This window comes from Pseudomonas sp. CC120222-01a, assembly GCF_003097235.1.
Lineage (GTDB): Bacteria > Pseudomonadota > Gammaproteobacteria > Pseudomonadales > Pseudomonadaceae > Aquipseudomonas.
The window spans coordinates 202,343-228,189 of the sequence record NZ_QEQQ01000004.1; the positions used below are offsets into that span (position 1 = coordinate 202,343).

A 25,847-nucleotide genomic window follows, 5' to 3' on the forward strand; every position below is an offset into this window, starting at 1 on the left:
CAACGCATCGATTATCGGGAGGTCGCCATGGGCGCGCTACTGAACCTGGTCGAACGCAACCTGCACGAAGTGCAGGTCGATGCCGACCGCATGCTGTTCCATATCCCCAGCAGTTCGCTGTTCACCGCCGATGCAGTGACCGGCGGCATCATCGACACCCTGCGCCAGCAAGGCTGCTCGGCCGAGGAGCTGATGCAGCGCCTTGGCCAGCAGTTTGCCGGCGATGATATCCAGGACACCCTGCGCGAGCTGATCGCGCTGGAGCTGGTCAGCGACGGCTCGCCGTTGACCCCGGAAATCGCCCTCAAGCAGGTCGAGCGCACGGCGCTGAACACCGTGGTGCTCAACGTCAACACCGGCTGCAACCTCAGCTGCACCTACTGCTACAAGGAAGACCTGGACAAACCGTCCGCCGGCAAGAAGATGAGCACTGCCACCGCCGAGGCCTCGGTAGAGATGCTGCTCAAGGAATCGCCCAACGAGGAACGCTACAGCGTGGTGTTCTTCGGCGGCGAGCCGCTGTCCAACCGGCCGCTGATCGAGTACATGGTCGCCTACTGCGAGCGGCGCTTTGCCGAAGCCGGCAAGCAGGTGGAGTTCATCATGACCACCAACGCGACCCTGCTCACCGAAGAGATCATCGACTGGCTCAACGCCCACCGCTTCGGCCTGTCGATCAGCATCGACGGCCCGAAGACCGTGCACGACCGCAACCGCATCACCGTGGGCGGGCAGGGCACCTACGACGTGGTGCGGCGCAAGGCCGACCTGCTGCTGTCGCGCTACACCAGCCGCCCGGTGGGTGCGCGGGTCACCCTGACCCGTGGCATCACCGACGTCGAGACCATCTGGAATCACCTGTTCAACGAAATGGGCTTTGCCGAAGTCGGTTTTGCCCCGGTCACCTCCGGCGACATGGCCGACTTCAACCTCACCGGCGAAGAGCTGGTGCAGGTGTTCGCCAACATGAAGGCGCTGGGCCGCAAGTACCTGGAGGCGGCGCTGGAGCACCGCAACATCGGCTTCTCCAACCTGCACCAGCTGATCACCGACATCCACGAAGGCCACAAGAAGGCCCTGCCGTGCGGTGCCGGGCTGAAGATGCTGGCCGTGGACCACGAGGGTGAGCTGAACCTGTGCCACCGCTTCACCGGCTCCAGCCTGCCGACCTTCGGCAACGTGCACCAGGGCGTGAAACAGGCGCAGCTCAACGACTTCCTGTCGCAGCGCCTGGACCGCAGCAACACCGGCTGCGAGAGCTGCCGCATCCGCAACCTGTGCTCTGGCGGCTGCTACCACGAGAGCTACGCCCGCTACGGCGACCCGCAGCACCCGACCTACCACTACTGCGAGTTGATGCGCGATTGGGTCGACTTCGGCATCGAGGTCTACAGCCGCATCATGGCCGCCAACCCGGCCTTCATCGACCGCTACATCACCCCGCGGAAGGCGCACTGACATGAAGCACTTGAAGCCCCTGAACAACAAGGCGCGCATCCTCGAGCAGGCCGCCGCCGAAGACCGCGTCGAAGAAGTCATGGCCATGAGCGCGGTGGCCGGCTGCACCGCCACCACCGACCCGGGTTGGGAAGTGGACGCCTTTGGCGGCGTCAGCTCGCTGTGCCAGCCGATGGAGGCCGACCTCTATGGCTGTTCCGACCCTTGCTGGTGGCCGGCCCAGGTGCCGGACATGATGAGCACCTACCAGGACTGGAACGCCCAGGCGAACAACTCCCAGGAAGACTGGCGCAACCTCGGCACCGTGTTCCCGAAAGACAAGTGACCGGCCCAACAAGAATGACAAGGGGAAACCGCATGAAAGCTGGACGCTGCGCGCAACTCGCGCTGACCATCGCCGCCACGGCCTGCGCCTGGGCGGTACAGGCCGATGATGCCGGGCCGGCCCTCAAGGCTGGCCAGGAATACCTGATCACCACCAACTACCCGAACAACCTGCACGTCATCGACGTGGCCAGCGACACGCTGTTCAAGAGCTGCCAGATGCCCGACAAGTTCGGCCCCGGCACCGCGCTGATGGCGCCGGACAACCGCACCGCCTACGTGCTCAACAACCACTATGCCGATATCTATGGCATTGACCTGGACACCTGCAAGACCACCTTCCACGCCAATCTGTCCAGTGTGCCCGGCGAAACCGGCATGTCGATGTACTCGTTCGCCCTGAGCCCGGATGGCAAGGAGGTGTACGCGACGGTCAACCCGACCCAGCGCCTGAACGATCACTACGTGGTCAAGCCACCGCGCCTGGAGGTGTACAACACAGCCGATGGCCTGGAAGCCAAGCCGGTGCGTACCTTCCCGATGCCGCGCCAGGTCTACCTGATGCGTGCCGCCGACGATGGCAGCCTGTTCTTCGTCGGGCCGGATATCTACAAGATGGACGTGAAGACCGGCAAGTACACCGTGGCATTGCCGCTGCGCACCTGGAACCGCAAAGGCTACAGCGCCCCGGACGTGCTGTACTTCTGGCCGCACCAGAGCCCGCGCCACGAGTTTTCGTTGCTCTACACCATCGCCAAGTTCAAGGATGCCAAGCAGGACCCGAACGAGGCGCAGCCGCTGTATGGCTACCTGAGCATCGACCTCAAGACCGGCAAGGCCCATACCCAGGAATTTGCCGACCTGACCGAGATCTACTTCACCGGCCTGCGTTCGCCGAAGGATCCGAACCAGATCTACGGCGTGCTCAACCGCCTGGCCAAGTACGACATCAAGCAACGCAAGCTGATCAAGGCGGCTAATCTGGAGCACACCTATTACTGCGTGACCTTCGACAAGAAGGGCGACAAGCTGTACCTGGGCGGCACTTTCAATGACCTGGCGGTGTTCAACCCGGACACCCTGGAGAAGGTGAAGAACATCAAGCTGCCGGGTGGTGACATGTCCACCACTACGCCGCAGGTGTTTGTCAGGTAGTCGCAGGGGGCTGCCTCGCAGCCCTTTCGCGACACAAGGCCGCTCCTACAGGGGAATGCGGTCTCTTGTAGGAGCGGCCTTGTGTCGCGAAAGGGGCGCAAAGCGCCCCCGGCAATCTCAAAGGGTGCGCAATCTGATGAGCCAACCCAGTTACTCCCAGGGCAATCAGGACAAATCCCTGCTTACCCAATGCATCGGCGACGCCTTCGACTCCACCGTCGCCCGTTTCCCCGACCGCGAAGCACTGGTGGTCCGCCACCAGGCCCTGCGCTACACCTGGCAGCAGCTGGCCGAGGCCGTCGACCAGCACGCCCGCGCCCTCATGGCCCTGGGCGTGCAACCCGGCGACCGCTTAGGGATATGGGCGCCCAACTGCGCCGAGTGGTGCATCACCCAGTTCGCCAGCGCCAAGGTCGGCGCGATCCTGGTCAACATCAACCCGGCCTACCGCTCCAGCGAGCTGGACTACGCCCTCGGCCAGTCCGGTTGCCGCTGGGTGATCTGCGCCGACGCTTTCAAGACCTCCGATTACCACGCCATGCTGCTGGGCCTGATCCCGGGGCTTTCGAACCGCCAGCCTGGCGCCCTGGTCTGCGAGCGCTTCCCTGAACTGCGCGGGGTCGTCAGCCTGGCCGCTGCTCCACCTCCAGGCTTCCTTGCCTGGCACGACCTGCAGGCCCGTGCCGAGTCCGTCAGCCGTGAGGCCCTGGCCGAGCGCCAGGCGCAACTGCGCTGCGACGACCCGATCAACATCCAGTACACCTCCGGCACCACCGGCTTTCCCAAGGGCGCCACGCTCAGCCACAGCAACATCCTCAACAACGGCTACATGGTCGGCGAAAGCCTGGGCCTGACCGAGCACGACCGCCTGGTCGTACCCGTGCCGTTGTACCACTGCTTCGGCATGGTCATGGCCAACCTCGGCTGCATGACCCACGGCAGCACGCTGATCTACCCCAATGATGCCTTCGACCCATTGGCGACCTTGCGTGCCGTGGCCGAGGAAAAGGCCACGGCGCTGTATGGTGTGCCGACCATGTTCATCGCCGAGCTTGACCACCCGCAGCGCGGCGACTTCGACCTGTCGAGCCTGCGCACCGGGATCATGGCCGGCGCCACCTGCCCGATCGAGGTGATGCGCCGGGTGATCGGCGAGATGCACATGGCCGAGGTGCAGATTGCCTACGGCATGACCGAGACCAGCCCGGTGTCGCTGCAGACCGGCCCCGACGATGACCTCGAGCGCCGGGTGACCAGCGTCGGCCGCACCCAGCCACGGCTGGAGAGCAAGGTGGTGGATGCTGACGGCAATACGGTGCCACGGGGCGAGATCGGCGAGCTGTGCACCCGTGGCTACAGCGTGATGCTGGGCTATTGGAACAACCCCAAGGCCACTGCAGAGAGCATCGATGAAGAGGGCTGGATGCACACCGGTGACCTGGCGGTGATGGACGAGCAGGGCTATGTGCGCATTGTCGGGCGCAGCAAGGACATGATCATTCGCGGCGGCGAGAACATTTACCCGCGGGAGCTGGAAGAGTTCTTCTTCACCCACCCGGCGGTGGCCGATGTGCAGGTGATCGGCGTGCCGTGCAGCAAGTATGGCGAGGAAATTGTCGCCTGGGTGCGTTTGCATCCGGGGCATACCGCCAGCGCGGATGAACTGCGCGAATGGGCGAAGGCGCGGATCGCGCACTTCAAGGTGCCCCGGTACTTCCGCTTCGTCGACGAGTTCCCGATAACAGTGACCGGCAAGGTGCAGAAGTTCAGGATGCGCGAGATCAGTATCGAGGAACTGACTGCCAGTTGATGTTTCGCCTGTTCCGGCCTCTTCGCGGGTAAACCCGCTCCCACAGGAACTGCACCCTGCTCAGGCCCTGTGAGGCTCCTGTGGGAGCGGGTTTACCCGCGAAGAGGCCGGTACAGACGGTAAAAATCTCAGCCTTGCAGCAACTCCGGGCTATTGAAATTACTCAACCTGCGATCATCCTCGGCACACTCCAACCCCCGCACGTCCTCCCGCAACAGGGCCTTCTGCAAACTCCGCTCACCCGCCGCCCAGGCCTGCTCCAGCACCGGCAGTACCGAGCGCGGCAAGGCACTGAACATCGGCTGCCAATAACCGCCCTGACGCACCATTGCAGCACTGCCGCTGGTCACCGCCAGTTGCCGCAGGGCATCGAGCAGGTCCCGGTCAACCAGCGGCGCATCACAGGCCAGCACCAAGACCCAGTCATGTTTGGCCGCCTTCAGCCCGGCAATCACCCCGGCCAGCGGCCCAGGAAAGTCCGCCTCGGCATCGCCCACCAGTTGATCGGCATACGCGGCATACGCCTGCTGGTTGCGGTTGCAGGAAATCACCAGGTCATCAGTGAGCGGCCGCACGATGCGCTGGATATGCGCAATCAATGGCTCACCGCGCCATTCCAGCAGGCCTTTGTCACGCCCGCCCATACGCTGGCCGCGGCCACCGGCGAGGATCAGGACGGAGCAGGGGGGCATGGGTGTAGGCATGGTAATTATTCCGAAGGGTCGGGGCAGAACCCTCCCATGCCACAGTGCATTTGTCCAGCAAGCCGGGACGGTGCCTGACCTGACATTTTTGCCAGTTGTGGCTGGTGCTCGATGCTCATTCAATAGTGCTTGGCCACACCAGCTGCGGTGTCAGGGGCCATAAGGAGCTATCAAGTGAACAAGCAAGAGCTTATAGATGAAGTGGCAGAGCGTGCGGACCTGTCCAAGGCAGTGGCCGGCAAGGTAGTCCAAGGCTTCATGGATGCTATCCAGAAAGCGTTGGCGGAAGGTGATGACGTGCGACTGGTTGGCTTTGGCTCATTCATCGCTGAAGAGCGAGCAGAGAGGAAGGGACGTAATCCACAAACGGGTAAGCCACTGGTCATACCGTCAGCTACCAATGTCAAGATGAGGGTAGGGAGCAAGTTGAAATCAGCGGTCAACGCCGGCCAACCTGACAAGCGATAGGTAAAGGCCCCCCCTTTTCAGCATGCCGGACAGGCGTTTCTGCAGCGACAGGCCGGTCCACTCTAGGCCGGTACCATGTCATCCATTTTGTGGTGTCAGGACATGTTTAATGGCAGTTGCGAACGGTAGATTGGCGGTACGCGCGAGCTCATCTTCCAGAAAAGGTAACCACTGTTCAGTTGGGTACTGCTGGGCCATTTCCTGAATGGCCCAGGCTGTTTCAAGGTATCCACGTACCTGTTCCAAACGAATCTGCGTAAGTGCACCATCTAGCCCTAGAATGCGGATCGTTTCCTCTGCCCTGCATCGATCTCTATTACTCAGGCTTGCTCGAGGTTGAACTGAGCCATTTGGAGTGAATACTAGAAAATCCTCGGGGTCCTCTATATCTGGCTTAATGAGATCTTCATGAGGGTAAAGCCCACAGCTGTCTTTTTGCTTACCACAGGTGTTTGGGCGGTTACAGGAGCCGAATAGATTGTGCCAGTCGAATGTTCCCTGTGGGTAGCGATCGCGTTGACGAAAATGTTCGATGTGCCGTTTCGAGTGGTTGATGTCGGCCTCACAGTAAGCACACCTCGCACCTTGCATGTCCTCCAACTTTTCCCATATCAGCAGGCGAAGTTCTGGAGTGGTACTGGACCATTGATCACGACCGTGACGGTAACGGTCCAAGCCCGCAGGAGGAGCCTCATCCCGGTTCAGCCTCCGCATGGCATTTCACTCCTTGTTCATGGCTTTTGGCAGACCCTGCTTGAACGCCTGAAGCCGTTCCAAGCGATTGCATTCCAGCATCACTGGGTGGTTAGTGCCAAAATGGTTCACAAGTTCGGCACGTAAGGCACTGCCCTGCGTTGATGTGTGCAAGCCCTGCTGGATCAGAGCCTGAAACTGGTTGAGCCAGTGAGCTTCGAGCACGTCGGGGACTGGGTTTACATTCATGATGCGCGCCAGTAGGTCGGTACTGGCGATTCCTCGAGTTTGCCAATGCGGCTTCTCCACCACCGCACGCATTTGGTTATTTTCAGGGTCGCGCTCGCTACGGACTATCCTCACCGAGTCTCGGTCGACGGTACTGAGTACCTGAGGGCTGTGAGTGGTGACGATGAACTGTATTTTGGGAAAGGCTTCTGTAAGGGATGGAATCACAGCCTGTTGCCATTCTGGGTGGAGGTGCATGTCCACCTCATCTATCAGCACAATGCCGGGTGTCTCTTTTGCCGCCAAGTTGCCCAATTGGCCATTCAGTTTGGTTGCGCGAAATGCGATGTCGGCGACCATACCGATCATGTTGCGTATGCCATCACTCAATGCTTCCACTGGGAGTTGGCCGAATTCTGGGTGATTAGAGACAAGCGCTTCCTTCGCCAAGGAGTACTGAATGCCTTGCCAGCCCGCAGGGCGCATGCAGATATCGACTGCCGTACTGACCGACTCGATGTAGTCATCAAACTCCGAGGACAGTGGAGGCTTTTCAAGTTCCATTGCCTTGAACCGATATTCTTTGGCGCTGAGGCTCCAGTAGCGAAACCAATCCACAAATGATTTGTAACTAGAGGCAGGATCTAGGCAGTCGGTGTATCCCACAGTGCGGGACGTACGCTGTAAGCTCGTGGAATCGCGCTTCTTGTTCTTCTGCTGCCATAACCGACCGGTTCCGTAGTAGGCGATTAAAGGCAGCACCGCATCATTGCCAGGTGTACGTACGGCCTCTTGCAGCCGTTTGCCGTAATCACTCAACTCCTTTGCATCTTTGATCGTTGTCTTGGTCTTTGCTGCGCTGGAGAGGTTTCTGCGCCAGGTACTCGTCAGGGTTGAGTCCAGATTGTGGAACAGGCTGCCTGGGATAATCCCTTCTGCCTCCATTCTTACGCCCCTGGCGGCATACTCCATTTCATTGGAGGCGGTTTTGCGAACCACGAACTGACGAATGTCCCGTGGCTCGAAATGGGCCCCGGTGGCTTCGTCGAAGGCTCCGACAAAGGGACCATATGCCACGGCAATAGCATCGAGGATTGATGTCTTGCCAACACCATTGGAAGCAACCAGGACAGTGACCTGAGGATGAAAATCAATGTCGAGGGATTCGAAGCACCGATAGTCGCGCAATCGTAGCCGGGAGAGCTTCACAGGGGACCTCCACTGAGTTCAGAATCTTCCAGCCCAAAGGTGCGGGGAAGTGCGAAAGCCTAACAGTTTAACTGTTCAAACCGTATTGGTTCCACCGCGTTGCAATGGCGCTTGTGGTGATCATCAAGCGCCATTTTGTTCAGCTACTCATCTTCTTTCTCGCTTTCTGTCCGGCCAACCGCATCACCACCACGAAGAACACCGGCACGAACACCACCGCCAACGTGGCGCTGAGCATCCCGCCGATTACCCCGGTGCCGATGGCCTGCTGGCTCGCCGAGCTGGCGCCGGTGGCAATGGCCAGCGGTACCACGCCAAGGATGAACGCCAGCGAGGTCATGACGATCGGCCGCAGGCGCAGGCGAGCGGCCTGCACGGCGGCGTCGGCGGCGTCCACGCCCTGGTCGACCAGGTGCTTGGCGAACTCGATGATGAGGATGGCGTTCTTCGCCGACAGGCCGATCAGGGTGATCAGGCCGACCTTGAAGAACACGTCGTTGGGCATGCCGCGCAGGGTTACCGCCAGCACTGCGCCGAGCACGCCGAGCGGCACCACCAGCAGCACGGCTGTGGGGATCGACCAGCTTTCGTACAGCGCCGCCAGGCACAGGAACACCACCAGTAATGACAACGCCATCAGCACCGGGGCCTGGCTGCCGGACAGGCGTTCCTGCAGTGACAGGCCGGTCCATTCCAGGCCGGTACCGGCCGGCAGCTGGGCGACCAGGCGCTCGATCTCGGCCATGGCTTCACCCGAGCTGTAGCCCGCCGCCGGTTCACCGGAAATCGCCACCGCCGGGTAGCCGTTGTAGCGGGTCAGCTGCACCGGGCCGCTGACCCACTTGGCCTGGACGAAGGCGCCCAGGGGCACCATCTTGCCGCTGTTGTTGCGCACGTGGATCTTCAGCAGGTCTTCCACCTGGCTGCGCTGGTCACCCTCGGCCTGCACCACCACCCGCTGCATACGGCCCTGGTTGGGGAAGTCGTTGACGTAGCTGGAGCCGACGGCAACGTCCAGCACCGAGCCGATGTCGGCGAACGACACGCCCAGGGCGTTGGCCTGGCGGCGGTCGATTTCCAGCTGCACCTGCGGGCTTTCGGCCAGCGAAGACTCGCGCACGTTGGCCAGCACCTTGCTCTTGTGTGCACCGGCCAGCAGCTCGTCACGGGCGGCCATCAGCGCCTCATGGCCCATGCCGCCGCGGTCCTGCAGGCGCAATTCAAAGCCGGTCGACTCGCCCAGGCCATCGATCGGCGGTGGCAGCACCGAATAGGCCACGGCATCCTTGAGCTGGGTAAAGGCCAGGGTTGCCCGGTCGGCGATCGACTGGGCACTGTCATCGGCACCACGTTCGGACCAGTCCTTGAGCGTGGTGAAGGCCAGCGCGGCGTTCTGGCCACTGCCCGAGAAGCTGAAGCCGAGGATCAGCGTGGTGTTGCCCACGCCCGGCTCGTCGGCGTTGTGCGCCTCGATCTGGGCGGCAACCTGCTCGGTGCGCATGCGGCTGGCGCCCGGCGGCAGCTGGATGTCGGTGATGGTGTAGCCCTGGTCTTCAGTGGGCAGGAACGCCGTGGGGAGTTGGCTGAAGCCATAGCCGAGCACGGCCAGCAGCACGCCATACACCAGCAGGTAGCGGCCACTGCGCTTGAGCGCTTGCAGCACCCAGCGCTGGTAACCGTTGCTCATGCTTTCGAACCGGCGGTTGAACCCGCCGAAGAAGCCCTTGCGTTTCTGGTGTTCGCCCTTGGCCAGCGGCTTGAGCAGGGTGGCGCACAGGGCCGGGGTCAGGCTCAGGGCGAGGAACGCCGAGAACAGGATCGACACCGCCATCGACAGCGAGAACTGCTGGTAGATCACCCCCACCGAGCCTTTCATGAAGGCCATCGGCAGGAACACCGCCACCAGCACCAGGGTGATGCCGACGATGGCGCCGCTGATCTGGCCCATGGCCTTGCGCGTTGCCTCTTTGGGTGGCAGGCCTTCCTCGGCCATGATCCGCTCGACGTTCTCCACCACGACGATGGCGTCGTCGACCAGGATGCCGATGGCCAGGACCATGCCGAACAGGGTCAGCACGTTGACCGAAAAGCCCATGGCCAGCATCACGGCGAAGGTGCCCATCAGCGCCACCGGCACCACCAGGGTCGGGATCAGCGTATAGCGCAGGTTCTGCAGGAACAGGAACATCACCGCGAACACCAGCAGCATGGCTTCGAACAGGGTGTTGATGACCTGCTGGATCGACACCTTGACGAACGGCGAGGTGTCGTAGGGGATGTCGTACTTGACCCCTTCGGGGAAGTAGCGCGACAGCTCTTTCATCTTCGCCCGCACCAGGGTGGCGGTTTCCATGGCGTTGGCACCTGGTGCCAGCTGCACGCTGAAGGCGGTGGCCGGCTTGCCGTTCAGGCGGGTGCCGTACTGGTATTCCTGGGCGCCGATCTCGACCCGGGCGACATCGCCGACGGTGACACTGGAACCGTCCGGGTTGGCCCGCAGGACGATGGCTGCGAACTCCTCGGGCGTGCTCAGCTGGCCCCTGACCACCACGTTGGCGGTGATTTCCTGGGTACCACGGGCGGGCAGGTCGCCGATGCTGCCGGGGGCGACCTGGGCGTTCTGCGCGGCAATGGCTTCGGCCACATCGTTGGGAGTGAGGTTGAAGCCGATCAGCTTCTGCGGGTCGATCCAGATGCGCATGGCGCGCTCGGAACCGTACAACTGCGCCTTGCCAACGCCCTTGAGGCGGCGGATTTCGTTCATCACGTTGCGCGCGAGGATGTCGGACAGTGCGGTTTCATCAAGGCTGCCGTCCTCCGAGGTGAGGGTGCCGAGCAGCAGGAAGCCGGTGGACACCTTCTCCACCTGCAGGCCTTGCTGGGTCACCTGGCGAGGCAGGCGCGACTCGACCACCTTGAGGCGGTTCTGCACATCGACCTGGGCCAGGTCGGGGTGGGTGCCGGGCTCGAAGGTGGCAGTAATGGTGGCGCTGCCCAGGCTGCTCTGCGACGAGAAGTACAGCAGGTTGTCGGCACCGTTGAGCTCCTGTTCGATCAGGCTGACCACGCTTTCGTCCAGGGTGGCCGCCGAGGCGCCCGGGTACACGGCATAGATTTCCACCTGCGGCGGGGCCACGTTGGGGTACTGCGCCACCGGCAACTGGGGGATGGCCAGGGCGCCGGCAAGCAGGATGAACAGCGCGACCACCCAGGCGAAGATCGGGCGGTCGATGAAGAACTGCGGCATGGATCAGGCCCTCACTGGCCGGTGTGCTGGACGATGGACTGGGCGCCGGGGTCGACCTGGACCTGGTCGCCCGCCTTGACGTGCTGCAGGCCTTCGACCACCACCCGCTCGCCGGGCGCCAGGCCCTCGGTGACCCGCCAGCGATCACCCTGGGCGTTGCCCAGCACTACCTGGCGTTCGCTGATGCGCGACTGGGCGTCGACCACCAGCACCTTCGGCACCCCGGCGCTGTCACGCAGGATGGCGCGCTGCGGCACGCTCAGGCCCTTGGGCTGCACCGCCTGCTCCAGGCGCACGCGCACGTAGCTGCCCGGCAGCAGGTCGAGGTCCGGGTTGGGGAATTCGCTGCGCAGGGTGATCTGGTTGGTGCTCGGGTCGACACTGATGTCGGAGAACAGCAGCTTGCCCGGCAGCGGATAGGCGCTGCCATCGTCCTGGATCAGCGTGGCGCGGGCCTGGCCATCGCCGGCCTGCTGCAGTTCACCGGCACGCAAGGCCCGGCGCAGGGTGGTGAGCTCGCGGGTCGACTGGGTGACGTCGGCGTGGATCGGGTCCAGTTGCTGGATGGTTGCCAGTGGCGTGGTCTCGTTCTGGCCGACCAGGGCGCCTTCGGTGACCAGGGCGCGGCCGATGCGCCCGGAGATCGGCGCGGTGACCGTGGCATAACCCAGGTTCAGGCGGGCGCGCTCCAGCGCGGCCTTGGCTTCGGCAACCGCTGCGTCGGCCTGGAGGAAGGCGGCGCGGGCGTTGTCGTATTCCTGGCGGCTGACCGCCTTGTCGTCGACCAGTTGGCGGTAGCGCTGCTCTTGCAGGCGCGCCTGGTACAGCGTGGCCTCGGCCTTGGCCAGGGTTGCACGGGCGCTGTCGTGGTCGGCCTTGAACGGCGCCGGGTCGATGAGGAACAGCACATCGCCCTGTTTGACGTCACTGCCTTCGCGATAGACGCGCTTGAGCACCACGCCAGCGACGCGCGCACGTACTTCCGCCGTGCGCGGGGCGAGGATGCGCCCGTTCAGCTCGGTGCTGATGGCCAGGGGCTGCAGTTGCAGGGTCTCGACCCGGACCTGGGGTACGGGTTGTTTTTCGTTCTGCTCGGCCGCGTCGTCGCAACCGGCCAGGGACAGGGCAAGCAGCGCCACGAGCGCCAGGGGGCGCAGGCGCGGGGGGAGGGTAATAGGCATGCGGATCTTCCGATGATGACCGTGCCTATCCTAAGGCAACCGTTCCTCGGACGGCTGTTAACACCTGTAGGGCCTGTGTGAAAAAGTGTTAAGAACAGTCCTACCGGTTTGTAGGATTCTATATTCTCCATGAACCTGTGCCGGCCTCTTCGCGGGCAAGCCCGCTTCCACAGGGGCCGCGCAAGATCTGAATCCTGTGATGTACCTGTGGGAGCGGGCTTGCCCGCGAAGAGGCCGGTGAAGCTTTCCTCACATTTATTTCCTTCTCATATGCCCAACATTCTCCTGGTCGAAGATGACAGTGCGCTGTCCGAGCTGATCGCCAGCTACCTGCAACGCAACGATTTCCATGTCCGGGTGATTGCCCGTGGCGACCACGTGCTGGACGCCTTCCGGCAAGACCACCCCGACCTGGTGATTCTCGACCTGATGCTCCCCGGCATCGATGGCCTGCAACTGTGCCGCCTGCTGCGTCAGGAATCACAAAGCCTGCCGATCCTGATGCTGACCGCCCGCGACGACAGCCACGACCAGGTGCTGGGCCTGGAGATGGGCGCCGACGACTACGTGACCAAACCCTGCGAGCCCCGCGTGCTGCTGGCCCGCGTGCGCACCTTGCTGCGCCGCAGCAGCGTCAACGAACCGCGCCTGGACAATCACCAGATCCTTATCGGTGGCCTGCGCATCGACCTCGCCGAGCGGCTGGTCAGCTGGCGCGGCGAGGAAGTGGAACTGTCCAGCGGCGAATACAACCTGCTGGTGGTGCTGGCGCGCAATGCCGGTGTGGTGCTCAGCCGCGACCGCATCCTCCAGCAACTGCGCGGCATCGAGTTCAACGGCACCGACCGTTCGGTGGACGTGGCCATTTCCAAGCTGCGCCGCAAGTTCGACGACAGCGCCGGCGAGGCGCGCAAGATCAAGACCGTGTGGGGCAAGGGTTACCTGTTCAGTCGTGTCGAGTGGGAGTGCTGACGCACCATGCTGAAGATCCTGGTGCGCCTGTATCTGGTGATCATCGTCGCCTACGCCGGGGCGCTGTTGTTGATCCCGGACACCATTGTCGGCCTGTTCCACGACCGTTTCATGGCCTACAACCTGGACCAGGCCAAGGGTGTGCAGTCGCTGATCGTCCGCCAGTTCCGCCAGGCGCCAGAAGCGCAATGGCCAGCGGTGGAGGAGGACCTGGCCAGGGCCTTCGCGCCACTGGAGGTCAAACTGCTGCGCAGCGAAAAAGCAGGCCTGAGCCCGGAAGAACAGGCGCGCCTGGAGCAGGGCCAGTACGCCGTGCGCATTGGTGACTGGGGCTATTACCAGACCGTGCTGGCACCGTTGGACAAGGACTGGCTGGTCAGCCTGCATTCACCGCCAGATCCACTGGACATCAACGTGTTGTCCTGGGGCGTGACTGTGCTGATCGGCGCGGCGATGCTCGGTTGCCTGCTGCTGTGGGTGTGGCCGCACTGGCGTGACCTGGAGCGCCTGAAGGAAACCGCCCGGCGCCTGGGCCAGGGGCGGATGGCCGAGCGCACACATATCTCGCCGCACTCGAACATCGGTGAACTGGCCGGGGTGTTCGACACCATGGCCAGCGATCTTGAGCGCCACGTCAATCAGCAGCGTGAGTTGCTCAACGCGGTCTCCCACGAGCTGCGCACGCCGCTGACCCGGCTGGATTTCGGCCTGGTGCTGCTGTTCGACGAGGTGCCACCGACCAGCCGCAAGCGCCTGCTGGAACTGGTCGGGCATGTGCGCGAGCTGGATGAGCTGGTGCTCGAACTGCTGTCGTACAGCCGCCTGTACAACGCAGACCAGGCACGGGAACGGGTCGAAGTGTCCTTGCTGGAGCTGGTGGACAGCGTGCTTGGCGGGTTTGCCGAGGAGCTCGATACGCGGGGTATCCAATGGGAAGTGCAGGCCGAAGACAACCTGCCACGCTTCGTGCTGGACCCGCGACTGACTGCCCGGGCCGTACAGAACCTGGTGCGCAACGCCATGCGCTATTGCGATGAAAGCCTGTTGCTGAGGTTGCGTCTGGAAGCAGACGGCGCCTGCCTGTTGACCGTGGAGGATGACGGGATCGGTATCCCGGCCGAGGAGCGTGAGCGGATCTTCCAGCCGTTCTACCGCCTGGACCGCAGCCGCGACCGCAACACCGGCGGCTTCGGCCTTGGCCTGGCGATCAGCCGCCGGGCGATCGAGGGGCAGGGCGGGACCCTGACCGTGGCGCAGTCGGCGCTGGGTGGGGCGCAGTTCAGGATTCGGCTGCCAGCTGGCTAGTCCACAGCACGAACTGATCCTTGCCGTTGTGCTTGGCCTGGTACAGAGCCTGGTCGGCGTGTACCAGCGCCATGCTCAGGCTGTCCCCGCTTTCGACCCGGGCCAGGCCGATGCTGATGGTCACGGGCGGTACGCCAAGGTCGTCGCGCACGCGCTGGCACAGCGCGTCGACCCGTTGTTCGGCCCCTTGCTGGTCCAGCCCTTCGAAGAAAATCGCAAACTCCTCACCACCCAGGCGGGCGAACTCATGGCCGGCCACGCCTGCCTTGATATGCACGGCCACCCGCTTGAGCACTTCATCGCCAATGTCATGCCCGAAGCGGTCGTTGACCCGCTTGAAGTTGTCGATGTCGATCATCGCCAGGTACTGCCCGGCCGTGGCCAGGCGCAGTTGGCGTTCGGCCTTGGCCATGAACGAGCGGCGGTTGGGGATGTCGGTCAGGGCATCAACATAGGCCTGCTCCAGCAGCACCTTGGACAGGTAGAAGTTGTGCAGCTTGGCCTGGCGCATCTGCAGGTAGCTGTAGCTCACCAGGCCGCTGAGGAACACTGCGTAGCTGATGAGCATGGCACCTTCGAGTTGATCGGCGTCGATACGGGTGTGGTAGAACGGGTTGAGCATCACCCAGGTGATGACCATGGCGCAGAAGAACGACCAGCGCCGTACCGGCAGCACCGACACGGCATACAGCACGGTCGATACGCCGAGCACCAGCCACACGGGGCGCAGGGGCTCGGGAATGCCATCGATCACCAGGCGCATGCCCAGGGTGATGACGCTGATGAACAGCAGGTTGAGCACGTCGAAATGGTGACTGCGGCGGGTGAAGCGCAGCACCACGGTGAGGCAGCCGAGCAGGGCGATGAACAGGTAGGACAGCCAGGTGAAACCTTGGCCGCCGAGAAAGCTGACGATCAGGTCGAAGATCAGCCAGATCAGTGTGCTAACGCAGAACACCAGCATGCAGAACGGGCGCATGGACTCGAATTCGTGCTGGCGGAATTCGGCGCGCAGGGCGGCGGGGGCGACCTGCTTGCGCACGTGCTCTTCGATGGTCTTGAACATCGGTGGGCTCCTGGGAGTACTGCATGGCCTGCTCGGGCCCTTTCGCGGGCTCGCCCGCTCCCACAGGATCACCACAGTTTTTGAAATCTGTGCAATCCCTGTGGGAGCGGGCGTGCCCGCGAAGAGGCCGGTACAGGTTGACTCAATTCTGTGGCAGAACACCCCGGGCCCAAGGCCGGTAGCGCAAGGCAAACACCGCTTCGGCATGGCACCCAGCACCCAGCTTCGGCTCCGCAGGCTCAGCCCGAAACGCCTGCCCTGGCGCACTCACCTGGCGAAACGCCTCGCGCACCACCCCCACCCGGCACGGCAGCGCCTGTTCGTAACTCTGGCGCACCAGCGGCGGCAAGCGCCCGGTCCCGGCACCGTCCTGCCACCACACAGTCAAGCCCAACCCGGCCAGTTGATCCAGCCAGGCGCCATTGACCCGCGGTGCCAGTTTGCCTGCGCTGAACGCGCTGATGTGCAGCGGCTTGTCCAGCCGCCGGTTGAAGGCCTGCAACTGGCTGTACAACGCCTCGCGGCGACCGGCATCGCGAAAGTGCAGGTCGTCCAGTTCCATGGGCAGGTACCAGCCGGCGACGGGCAGTTGCCAGTCCTGGCGAAGCTGCTGGTACTGGCCCAGCGAACGGCCCAGTTGCGACTTCCAGTAATTGTTCAGGCCGTCGCCGTCGAGCTCCTCGATGCGCTGGTAATAGGCCGGGTCAAGGTACAGCCCGAGCACCAGCTCCAGGCCTTGCGCATGGGCCTCGCGCAGGCTGTTGGCCAGCCAGCCCTGGGCGCCGCCGAAATCACTGTCGCCGTAGGCACTCCACTGCACGATCAGGGTCTTGCCGCCTTGCGCCTTGGTGGCGCGCCACAGTTGCTGCCACTGCGCCGGGGTCACCGCGGCATCGCGGTTGAGCGGCTGGTAGAACAGGCGCTGGTCGGCCAGGGCCGGCAGGCACAGGGCGAGCATGCAAATTGCCAGGAGCGTACGCATCAGAAGGTCATCTCCGCGCCAACCAGCACGCCATTGGCGCTCTTGTAGAGGTTGCCACCCAGCGACTGCTGGTACTCGGCACGCACTTTCAGCGAACCGCGGTAGGCGTTGTAGCGGTCGTCGTCGAACCACCATTGCCAGCGCACACCAACCCCGGCACGGGCGTCCTGGCGCCAGTCGTTGCTTGGGTCCTGGCTGGAGAACTCGAAGAAGCCGTAAGGCATGAGGGTTTGTGGCGAGTTGCCGGGCAGTTTCCAGGCGTGCCCCTGCTGGTAGCGCGACAGCCAGGCGTGGTCGCCGGCGCGGGTCCACCAGGCGGCATCGAGGTAGAGGAAACGCTCGTTCCAGTCGTCTTCGTCGACCCGCCAGTCGTTGCGCCAGTCGCCCTGGTCGAGGAATGAGGCGGTGGCGCGCAGCAGCAGGTCGTTGCTCGATTCGGCGTGGTGGCGCAAGTCGCCCCAGTTACCGCCGACCTTGGCCGGGCTCAGCAGTTCGCCAAGGCTCAGGCCGCTGTAGTGGTCGTCGTCGATCTGCCGCTGGTGGTACAGCTCGGCGTACAGGTTGAGGTTGGCCTGGCCCAGCGGCTTGTAGCGCAGGCCGACGCCGGTGCCCATGCTTTGCGCGTAGTCGGTGCGGCTCTGGCCGCCGAACAGCACACGGCCGTAGACCGACAGGGTGCTGCCGTTGCGGCTGGGCTCCTCGCCCAGGGCGTGGTCCCACATGGCCAGCTGCACGTTCTGCGATTGCGCACGGCGCGAGGTGCCGCTGCGCTCACCGTTGTCGAGGAACTTGTCGTTGGTCGAGGTGCCGGCGGGCGACCAGGTGCTGGCCAGGGTGATGGTGTCGCGCCGCGACAGGGTTTCGTGGGCGCGGCGCTGGCGGTACTTGCGGGCTTCGAGGCTGCCGTATTCGTCGTCGCCATCGACCAGGTTGTCTTCCACGTCGATCACCCGGCGCAACTCACGGCGTGCGGCGGCGCTGTTCTCGGCTTCGTCGTAACGCAGGGCGAGGGTCTCGCCCAGGCGATAGTCCTCGGGGAAATCGTGGGTGGCGCGTTCCAGATAAGGGATGGACTGGCGACGCTGGGCCTTGTCCTGCGAGCCGGCCAGGCGCATGCCATAGTCGGCACGATAGCGCGGCTGGTTGGGCTCAAGGCGCACGGCTTCGGCCAGCCAGGCGGTGCTTTGTACGCTGTCGCCGGCCAGTTGCGCCGTGCTGGCGGCGGCGTAGTAGTGGTCGGCACGCGGGTTGTGCGCCAGGGCCTGGCGCTGGAAGCCCAGCGCCGCCTGCAGGTCGCCCTGACGTTGCGCAATGGCGGCACCCAGTGCCCAGTCATCAGCGCTGTTGTGCGCGGCGGCGTCCCAGTAGCGGCGGGCGGCGTCGGCATCGCCAGCGTTCAAGGCCCCGCGGGCGGCGGTCAGGCGGGCGTTGTCGTTCCAGGCGCTGGCCGGCAGGTTGCGCCAGATCGGCATGGCCGCTTCGGAATCGCCGGCGGCTTCCAGGGCGTAGGCCAGGGGCAGGTGGTTGCTATTGTCACCCAGACGTTCGGCGGCCTGGTAATAGACCACCGCTTCACCGGGTTGATCGGGCATGGCGCAGCGGCCCAGGGCGCGATACTGGCCGGCTTCGGTCGGATTTGCCGGGATGGCCCGGCGCACGGCGTCGCACTGGCCGTTTTCAGCCAGGCGGCCGAGCAGCTGGGCGCGGGTATTGGCGTCGACCCTGGGGATCAGGCCGAGCATGCGCTGGCTGTTCAGAGGGCCATCGTTGCGCGCATAGATGTTGCCCAGGCGCTGCAGCAGGGAAGGTGTCAGGCGCCCCTGGCGACGGTCATAGGCCTGCTCCAGAAGGGTGCGGGCGCGCTCGCTCTGGCCTTGCTGCAGCAACAGATAGGTTGCTTGCTCAAGCGCAGCCAGGTCATCGTTCTGACGGTAGCGTTTTTCCCATTCGGCGGCTGTGCGGGGTTGTGGCGGCTGCACCGGGTCGCCATACAGGCGCTGCTTGAGCACCGCATAAGCGCGCGGGTCTGCGCTGGCCGGGCAGTCCTTGAACTGTTCGCGGGCAACGTCCGGGTCACGACGTGACAACCAGTCGACGGTCTCCAGGCAAGGACGCTGCAGTTCGTTGCTCAGCTGCCGTACCAGCGGCGCGTCATCCCCTTCACGGGCCAGCTCCCACAGCTGCTGGCGCTGCTCAGGTTGTTGCAACTGCTCGGTGGGCAATTTTTCCAACCAGCGCTGCGCCAGTTGATTGTGGCCGACGGCGATGGCCCGATTGGCCATGGCCAGGCGCGTCTGGTTGGCGACTTCGGGGGAGGGGGCGCTTTGCAGCAGCTTTTCCAGGCCCTTTTCATCGACCTGCTGGACATAGGCGTTGGCCAGGCGCTGCCAGTCTTCTGGCGGCAATTGGCCCTTGTCCGCCAGAGGCTGCAGTTGCTCGATGGTTTCCTTCCAGTTACGCAGCTGTTCGGCGAAGTTGGCCCGGGCCAGGCGCAGCACCTGGCCATCGTCGCGTGGCGGCAGCTGGTTGAGCCACTCCAGGGCTTTGCCGGCACCGCCGAACTTGGCCAGGCTCAGGCTGTAGGCCTGCCACAGGCGCACCCGCTGGGTGCCATCGGCGTTGGCCAGCCAGCCTTCCACCTGGCTGGCCGCCGGCGGGTCCTGCTCGATCCAGGTCAGGCGCAGCTCCAGCAGGGCGTTGGCGTATTCGGGGCCATCGCCGAACTGCTCGGCCATGGCTTCGGCTTCCTTGTAGCGGCGCTGGTGGGCCAGGGCTTCGACCAGCAGCGTACGGGCTTCGTCGTTGTTCGGCACGCGGCTGAGGACATGGCGGGTCAGGCGTTCGACTTCGGCCCAGTTGTCCTTCTTCGCTTCGCGGTAGCTGCGTTCCATGAACGGATAGCTGGTGAAACGTTGGAACTCGGTCATCGGTGCTGCCTGGGCCGCCAGCGCAGTGGAGCAAAGCAGCAAGCCGGAAAGGGTGAGGGACAGACGCGGCTTCATGCCACCTCCCGGGTCAGATCAAAGGCAGCCTGCTGTTCGCTGGCCTGTTCGGCGAGGGCCTGCTGCAGCACCTCTTCGGTAATGATGCCGCGGGCGATCAGGTGCTCGCCGAGGCTCTGCTGCTCGGGGTCGAAATCGATCAGTGCCTGGTTGAACAGGGTGACCGGGACCATGCCGCGTACCTGCAGCAGGGCGCCAAGCATCACCTGGTGGTGGCTGACCCGTTCGATCAGATCGGCATCATCCTGGTGCCGCTCCAGCACGGTGAGCATGTCGTAGGTTTCGGGTTTCTGCCAGGGGCTCGGGTAGTGATAGCGCAGGCCCAGGGTGACCCGGCCCTGGGGGGCCAGGCGGCAACTGACCGGGCGTTTCAGCTGGCGGCTGATCACCCCCAGCGACACCTGGCTGACCGGGCTTTCACTGGCCAGCACCAGGGTGTTGCCGTCTTCGGCGACTGGCAGCACGCCATAGTGCGTGGCCAGCCGGCGTGGCAACTGGGCAATCAGCTGCGGGTCGAGCTTGAACGGGTTGAGCGGTGCCCAGGGCAGGTCGAGCTGTTCGGCCAGCGTCTGTACCAGCTGCTCGCTGGTCAGCCAGCCCCGCAGCAGCAGTTCGCGACCCAGGCGCCGGCGCACCGGGCTGGTGATCGCCTGCTGCAGCTGTTCTTCGGTGATGTAGCCTTTTCCCACCAGCCGATGGCCCAGTGGCGTGCGCGCCGGCGAGGCGAGGGCGGGGAATTCGTGGGTGGTCTTGTCCCACGCCACCCGCCGCGAATCGCCCATCTCCATGACCTGGCGCAGGGCGCGCAGGTTGGCGAAGAAGTTGACGAAGTTGCTCCACATCATCCGTGGCGCCGACAGCAGGCCTTCGAAGATGCCGTAGTAGCGGGTGACAAACCAGCCGCGCTGGAACAGGCGGTTGACCAGCATCAGGCCGTTGAGCCAGAGCAGGGTGGTGAGCAGCTGGCTGTCACTGAGGATCGACATGAAGCGCCAGGAGTCCGGGGCGATCGCGGTCACCAGCCACATGGCCAGCAGCACCAGCAGCAACAGGTTGACCAGGAAGCTCAGCAAGTAGGCGAACAGGCCCCGGCGGTCGCGCCAGAGGAAGTAGTTGAGCGCACCGGTACGGCTCCAGCCGAGGTTGCTGGTGCCCTGGAAGACAATGCCGACGATCCACCGCGACTTTTGCCGGATGGCGTGCTGCCAGTCGCGCGGGAAGTGCTCGCGCACGCAGATCACCTGGGAGAACTCGCGGCTCATGCCCGGCCGCCACTCGTGCTTGAGGGCCAGCGCCGGGTCGGTGATGGAGTAGCGGGCGAAGATGCACTTCATGCCTTTCTGCTTCAGGCGAAAGCCGATGTCGTAGTCTTCGGTCAGGCTCTGCACGTCGAAGGCGATGCCATCGCCGTCTTCGAGCAGGGCGCTGATGGCACGGCGGCTGAAGCAGGTGCCAACGCCAGCGCTGGGTACCTGGCCGGTCAGTGCTTCGCGCACGATCACGTCCTTGCCGTGGTTCTCGGCGAACTCGTCGACGTAATGCCCGGCAGTGAAACCCTTCCATTCCGGCGCGTAGGGGTACACCGGGATCTGGATCATGTCCTTGTTGGGCAACAGGTAGTTGAACAGGCGCAGTTCCATGGGCGAGATCACGTCTTCGGCGTCATGCAGGATGAAACCGGCGAACTCGATGCGGGCATCGTCCTGGAAGCGCAGGATGGCGTCGATGATGTTGTTCAGGCAGTCGGCCTTGCTGGTGGGTCCGGGGCGCGCGCAGACCACCTTGTGCACGTTCGGGTAGTGCAGGCACACGGCGTCGACGTCGGCCTGGGTCTGCGGGTCGTTGGGGTAGGTGCCGACGAAGATCTGGTAGTTCTCGTAGTCGATGGTCGAGGCCGCCAGGCGCGCCATTTCGCCGACCACGCCCACTTCGTTCCAGGCCGGGACCATGATCGCCAGGGGTTTTTCCGGCACATCGAACAGGCGTTTTTCGTCGGCCTTTTCGTGCTTGTCGTAGATGCGGAAACGGCGAATCAGCTTGCGGCCCCAGTAGCACAGGTCGATGAACAGGTCGTCGAGGCCGAGCAGGAACATCAGCGAGGCAAGGATGATCGCCAGGACTTTGAGGCCGAACAGCACATAGGTGAGGAAATCGATGAAGGCCAGGCTCATGCGTCATCTCGCGGGTTGGACGTTTCTGCAAACCAGCGCGTCAGGCGCTCGGCGATGCGCTCGCTGGCGTGGCCGTCACCAAACGGGGTATAGACCCGCGCCATGCGTGCGTAGGCCACCGGGTCGTCGAGCAGCTGGCGGGTTTCTTCGACGATGCGCTCGGTCAGGGTGCCCACCAGCTTGACCGTGCCGCCCTTGAGCACGGCGGGGCGCTCGGTAACCTTGCGTAGCACCAGCACTGGCTTGCCAAGAGCAGGGGCCTCTTCTTGCACGCCGCCTGAATCGGTGAGGATGATCTGGGCGCGGTTCATCAGCCAGACGAAGTGCGGGTAGTCCTGCGGGGCGATCAGGTGGATGTTGCTGCGGTTCGACAGCACGCCATACACGGCCTTCTGCACCTGCGGGTTGAGGTGCACGGGGTAGACGAACTGCACGTCGGGGTAACGTTCGGCCAGTTGCGCCAGGGCCAGGCAGATACGCTCGAAGCCGGGGCCGAAGTTCTCCCGGCGGTGGCCGGTGATCAGCACCATGCGCTGCTCGGGGCGCAGCACGCTCAGCGGCGAGTCGGCGGCCGGCTGCCATTGCCGTTCGGCCAGGTGGTCGCGCATCCACAGCAGGGCGTCGATGACGGTGTTGCCGGTGACTTCGATGTGCTCCGGCGGCACGCCCTCGCGGATCAGGTTGGCGTCCGAGTCGCGGGTCGGGGTGAAGTGCAGGTCGGCGAGCACCCCGGTCAGGCGCCGGTTGGCTTCTTCGGGCCAGGGCTGTTGCAGGTTGCCGGTACGCAGGCCGGCTTCGACATGGCCGATGGGGATGTGCCGGTGGAAGGCCGCGAGGCTGGCGATGAAGCTGGTAGTGGTGTCGCCGTGGACCAGCACGATGTCGGGCTTGACCTGCTCGTAGGCCTGGTCGAGTTTGTCCAGCAGGTCGCGGGCCAGGCCGTTCAGGGTCTGGTTCTGGGTCATCACCTTGAGGTCCTGATCGACGCTCAGGCCAAAGGCGGTCAGCACCTGCTCGAGCATCTCGCGGTGCTGGCCGGTGGAGCAGATATGCAGGTCGACCTCGGGCCAACTGCGCAGCACGCGGGCCAGCGGGGCCATCTTGATCGCTTCGGGTCGGGTGCCGAACACCATCATGACGCTATACGCCATCGTCTTGTTCCTCGTTCATTTCCCTGGACGAAGGGGTGGGACATGTCGCCGCTTGCAAGTGATAGATACAAGCAGTCGCATGCAGGGTTGTCCAGATGTTCGTCGTGAGGGTTGTGTTGTCTGGGAGATCGAGCGCCGCCCGCGCGGCGCATCGCGGGCAAGCCCGCTCCCACATCTGTTTCGGGCCAATGTCGCCTGTGCCGCCAACAGGGACCGCCTTGTTGGCATGGCGATACATCTCGGCGGGCGCTGATGCCGCTCCACCTGTCTCCAGTCATGCACCAAGGCGGATCCTGTTGGCGGCACAGGATTAATTGGCCCGAAACAGATGTGGGAGCGGGCTTGCCCGCGATGCGCCGCGCGGGCGGCGCTCGATCTCACAGGCGATACCCCCCTAAAGGCAAGCACCTGTCCGAACAACCTTTTTATTCAGGCTTTCATCGAGTAATTTTGTAGGTCGTTTCTTCAGGGAGCTGAACATGCAAGGCAAGGCACGCAAGATCGTCCAGGCCATTCTCTACGAAGCCATCGCCGTGGCTTGCGTAGCACCGGCGCTGGAGTTGGCGTTCGGCGCCGGCATGGCGGAATCGACGGTACTGTCGGTGCTGATGTCGGGCATCGCCATGAGCTGGAACATGGCCTACAACTGGGCCTTCGAGCGCTGGGAGGCACGCCAGCGCAAGCGCGAGCGCACGTTGCTGCGCCGGGGGCTGCACGCGCTGGGCTTCGAGGGCGGGCTGGTGCTGATCCTGCTGCCGCTGGTGGCGTACTGGCTGGATGTCAGCCTGTGGGCGGCGTTCCTCACCAACCTGGCCCTGTTCGTGTTCTTCTTCGTCTATGCCTTTGTGTTCCAGTGGGGCTTTGACAAGGTGTTCGACGTGCCGCTGTCGGCGCAACAAGCAAAGTGTTGACTTGGCCAGGGCGGGCGGGATAACGTCCTACCCCATGAAAACCTTCCCGCACGTGAACGCGATTATTATTACCGCCATTATCAGCTTGGCGGGCTAGCGCGTACGTGCACCGAACCCGCCCTGGAGGCGGGTTTCTTCTCTCTGACTCCTGGGCAACGTGAAAAAAAGCCAAGGAGTTGCAATCGATGACCAGCCTCAACGTCAGCCCTCGTACCCCGTCCACCCCGCAGCAACTGCTGTCGGAACAGGTGCGCCGCATTCTGTCCGCACCGGTGTACGACCTGGCCATCGAGACGCCCTTGCAGGCCGCCCCCGCGCTGTCTGCCAGCCTCGGCAACCAGGTGCTGCTCAAGCGCGAAGACCTGCAACCGACCTTCTCGTTCAAGATCCGTGGTGCCTATACCCGGCTGTCGCGCCTGACCACGGCCCAGCGCGAACGCGGCGTGATCACTGCCTCGGCAGGCAACCATGCCCAGGGTGTGGCCCTGGCGGCGGCGCACCTGGGCATGAAGGCGACCATCGTCATGCCCACCACTACGCCATCGCTCAAGGTCGAAGGGGTGCGCTCGCGGGGTGGCCACGTGGTGCTGCACGGCGAGAGCTTCCCCCATGCCCTGGCCCACGCGCTGCAATTGGCTGACAGCGACGGGGCGACCTTTGTGCCGCCGTTCGACGACCCGGACGTGATCGCCGGCCAAGGCACCGTGGGCATGGAGATCCTGCGCCAACAGCCGGGTGCGCTTGACGCGATCTTCGTGCCGGTCGGCGGTGGCGGGCTGGTCGCAGGCATTGCCGCCTACGTCAAATACCTGCGCCCCGAGGTCAAGGTGATCGGTGTCGAACCGGAAGACTCCAACTGCCTGCAGGCTGCCATGGCCGCGGGCGAACGGGTGATCCTGCCGCAAGTCGGTACCTTCGCCGATGGCGTGGCGGTGGCGCAGATCGGTGCCCATTGCTTCGAGCTATGCCGGCATTTTGTCGATGAGGTGGTGACCGTCAGCAGCGATGAGCTGTGCGCGGCAATCAAGGACATCTACGACGATACCCGCTCGATCACCGAACCCTCGGGTGCCCTGGCCGTGGCCGGGATCAAGAAGTACGTGGCCCGCGAAGGCGTCACGGGGCAAACCCTGGTGGCCATCGACTCCGGCGCCAACGTCAACTTCGACCGCCTGCGCCACGTGGCCGAACGTGCCGAGCTGGGCGAGCAGCGCGAGGCGATCATCGCCGTGACCATCCCCGAACAGCCCGGCAGCTTCCGGGCGTTCTGCCAGGCCCTGGGCAAGCGGCAGATCACCGAGTTCAACTACCGCTACTACCCGGGCAAGGAAGCGCGTCTGTTCGTAGGCGTGCAGACCCACCCGCTGCACGACCCGCGCGAGCAGCTGCTGGCCAGCCTGCGCGGGCAGGGCTACAGCGTGCTTGACCTGACCGACAACGAACTGGCCAAGCTGCATGTGCGCCACACCGTGGGTGGGCATGCCGCACCGGGGGCCGATGAGCGGGTGCTGCGCTTCGAGTTCCCCGAGCGGCCAGGGGCACTGCTGGGCTTCCTGGAGCGGCTGGGCAAGCGCTGGAACATCAGCCTGTTCCATTACCGTAACCATGGCGCGGCCGAAGCGCGGGTATTCGCGGCGCTGGAAGTGCCAGGCGACGAGCAGGGCAGCCTGCCCCAGGCGCTGGACGAGATGGGCTACCGCTACTGGGACGAGACCGATAATCCGGCTTACCGGCTGTTCCTTGGCTAACGTTGCTCTGGATCAACATTCGTTGCATTGAACGGGCGGATCCTCGTTGGTAGACAGACCTA

19 protein-coding genes are annotated in these 25,847 nt (G+C 64.0%); 9 read left to right on the forward strand and 10 right to left on the reverse strand.

The genetic code is table 11. From position 1 onward, the window contains the following. Positions 1–27 precede the first annotated feature (27 nt). From peaB to N430_RS08030, 4 genes are all read left to right on the forward strand, one after another. The gene (peaB, locus tag N430_RS08015; protein WP_110638955.1) at positions 28–1,458 is read left to right on the forward strand and encodes a quinohemoprotein amine dehydrogenase maturation protein; all 1,431 of its coding nucleotides are present in this window, start codon (positions 28–30) and stop codon (positions 1,456–1,458) included. 1 nt (position 1,459) lies between these two features. Then, positions 1,460–1,783, forward strand: a complete 324-nt coding sequence (qhpC, locus tag N430_RS08020) for a quinohemoprotein amine dehydrogenase subunit gamma (RefSeq protein ID WP_027916687.1) — start codon at positions 1,460–1,462, stop codon at positions 1,781–1,783. Between the two features lie 32 nt (positions 1,784–1,815). Then, positions 1,816–2,937: a quinohemoprotein amine dehydrogenase subunit beta gene (peaD, locus tag N430_RS08025; RefSeq protein ID WP_110638956.1), complete on the forward strand. Its 1,122-nt coding sequence runs from the start codon at positions 1,816–1,818 to the stop codon at positions 2,935–2,937. Between the two features lie 136 nt (positions 2,938–3,073). Continuing rightward, on the forward strand, positions 3,074–4,747 hold the full coding sequence (locus tag N430_RS08030; RefSeq protein ID WP_110638957.1) for a fatty acid CoA ligase family protein: 1,674 nt from the start codon (positions 3,074–3,076) through the stop codon (positions 4,745–4,747). 128 nt (positions 4,748–4,875) lie between these two features. On the opposite strand, the gene mobA is transcribed toward N430_RS08030, so the two are convergent. Next, positions 4,876–5,451, reverse strand: a complete 576-nt coding sequence (gene mobA / locus N430_RS08035; protein WP_110638958.1) for a molybdenum cofactor guanylyltransferase MobA — start codon at positions 5,449–5,451, stop codon at positions 4,876–4,878. Between the two features lie 159 nt (positions 5,452–5,610). Between mobA and N430_RS08040 the strand changes: the two genes are divergently transcribed. Then, positions 5,611–5,919, forward strand: a complete 309-nt coding sequence (locus tag N430_RS08040; RefSeq protein WP_256592115.1) for an HU family DNA-binding protein — start codon at positions 5,611–5,613, stop codon at positions 5,917–5,919. A gap of 78 nt (positions 5,920–5,997) precedes the next feature. On the opposite strand, the gene ptuB is transcribed toward N430_RS08040, so the two are convergent. The 4 genes from ptuB to N430_RS08060 all read right to left on the reverse strand — a co-directional run bounded on the left by ptuB (position 5,998) and on the right by N430_RS08060 (position 12,477). Then, on the reverse strand, positions 5,998–6,633 hold the full coding sequence (gene ptuB, locus N430_RS08045; RefSeq protein ID WP_110638960.1) for a retron Ec78 anti-phage system effector HNH endonuclease PtuB: 636 nt from the start codon (positions 6,631–6,633) through the stop codon (positions 5,998–6,000). Positions 6,634–6,639: 6 nt separating this feature from the next. After that, positions 6,640–8,049, reverse strand: coding sequence for an AAA family ATPase (locus N430_RS08050; RefSeq protein WP_110638961.1), 1,410 nt, complete (start codon positions 8,047–8,049; stop codon positions 6,640–6,642). 139 nt (positions 8,050–8,188) lie between these two features. After that, positions 8,189–11,296, reverse strand: a complete 3,108-nt coding sequence (locus N430_RS08055; RefSeq protein ID WP_110638962.1) for an efflux RND transporter permease subunit — start codon at positions 11,294–11,296, stop codon at positions 8,189–8,191. An 11-nt stretch (positions 11,297–11,307) separates the two neighbouring features. After that, entirely contained in the window at positions 11,308–12,477 is a 1,170-nt protein-coding gene (locus N430_RS08060; RefSeq protein WP_110638963.1) for an efflux RND transporter periplasmic adaptor subunit, read from the reverse strand. Positions 12,478–12,747: 270 nt separating this feature from the next. Between N430_RS08060 and N430_RS08065 the strand changes: the two genes are divergently transcribed. Together N430_RS08065 and N430_RS08070 are read left to right on the forward strand one after the other, a co-directional pair. After that, on the forward strand, positions 12,748–13,449 hold the full coding sequence (locus N430_RS08065) for a response regulator transcription factor (protein WP_110638964.1): 702 nt from the start codon (positions 12,748–12,750) through the stop codon (positions 13,447–13,449). A 6-nt stretch (positions 13,450–13,455) separates the two neighbouring features. Next, positions 13,456–14,754, forward strand: a complete 1,299-nt coding sequence (locus N430_RS08070) for an ATP-binding protein (protein WP_110638965.1) — start codon at positions 13,456–13,458, stop codon at positions 14,752–14,754. Here the strand turns inward: N430_RS08070 and N430_RS08075 are convergent. The 5 genes from N430_RS08075 to wecB form a co-directional block, all read right to left on the reverse strand. Further along, complete coding sequence (locus N430_RS08075; protein WP_110638966.1) at positions 14,729–15,820, reverse strand: diguanylate cyclase; 1,092 nt, start codon at positions 15,818–15,820, stop codon at positions 14,729–14,731. The genes N430_RS08070 and N430_RS08075 overlap by 26 nt on opposite strands. Before the next feature lie 142 nt (positions 15,821–15,962). After that, entirely contained in the window at positions 15,963–16,802 is an 840-nt protein-coding gene (locus N430_RS08080; RefSeq protein ID WP_110638967.1) for a DUF4434 family protein, read from the reverse strand. Continuing rightward, entirely contained in the window at positions 16,802–19,804 is a 3,003-nt protein-coding gene (locus N430_RS08085) for a phage receptor (protein ID WP_110638968.1), read from the reverse strand. The genes N430_RS08080 and N430_RS08085 overlap by 1 nt, the downstream gene beginning before the upstream one ends. Beyond that, positions 19,801–21,975, reverse strand: a complete 2,175-nt coding sequence (nrfB, locus tag N430_RS08090; protein WP_110638969.1) for a cyclic di-3',5'-guanylate-activated glycosyltransferase NrfB — start codon at positions 21,973–21,975, stop codon at positions 19,801–19,803. Before nrfB ends, N430_RS08085 begins: the two co-directional genes overlap by 4 nt. Next, the gene (wecB, locus tag N430_RS08095) at positions 21,972–23,126 is read right to left on the reverse strand and encodes a non-hydrolyzing UDP-N-acetylglucosamine 2-epimerase (RefSeq protein WP_110638970.1); all 1,155 of its coding nucleotides are present in this window, start codon (positions 23,124–23,126) and stop codon (positions 21,972–21,974) included. The genes nrfB and wecB overlap by 4 nt, the downstream gene beginning before the upstream one ends. 479 nt (positions 23,127–23,605) lie before the next feature. On the opposite strand from wecB, the gene N430_RS08110 reads away from it, so the two are divergent. After that, on the forward strand, positions 23,606–24,037 hold the full coding sequence (locus N430_RS08110) for a PACE efflux transporter (protein ID WP_110638971.1): 432 nt from the start codon (positions 23,606–23,608) through the stop codon (positions 24,035–24,037). 185 nt (positions 24,038–24,222) lie between these two features. After that, a complete protein-coding gene (gene ilvA / locus N430_RS08115) occupies positions 24,223–25,785 on the forward strand; it encodes a threonine ammonia-lyase, biosynthetic (protein ID WP_110638972.1) in 1,563 nt (520 codons plus the stop codon). Positions 25,786–25,847: the final 62 nt, after the last annotated feature.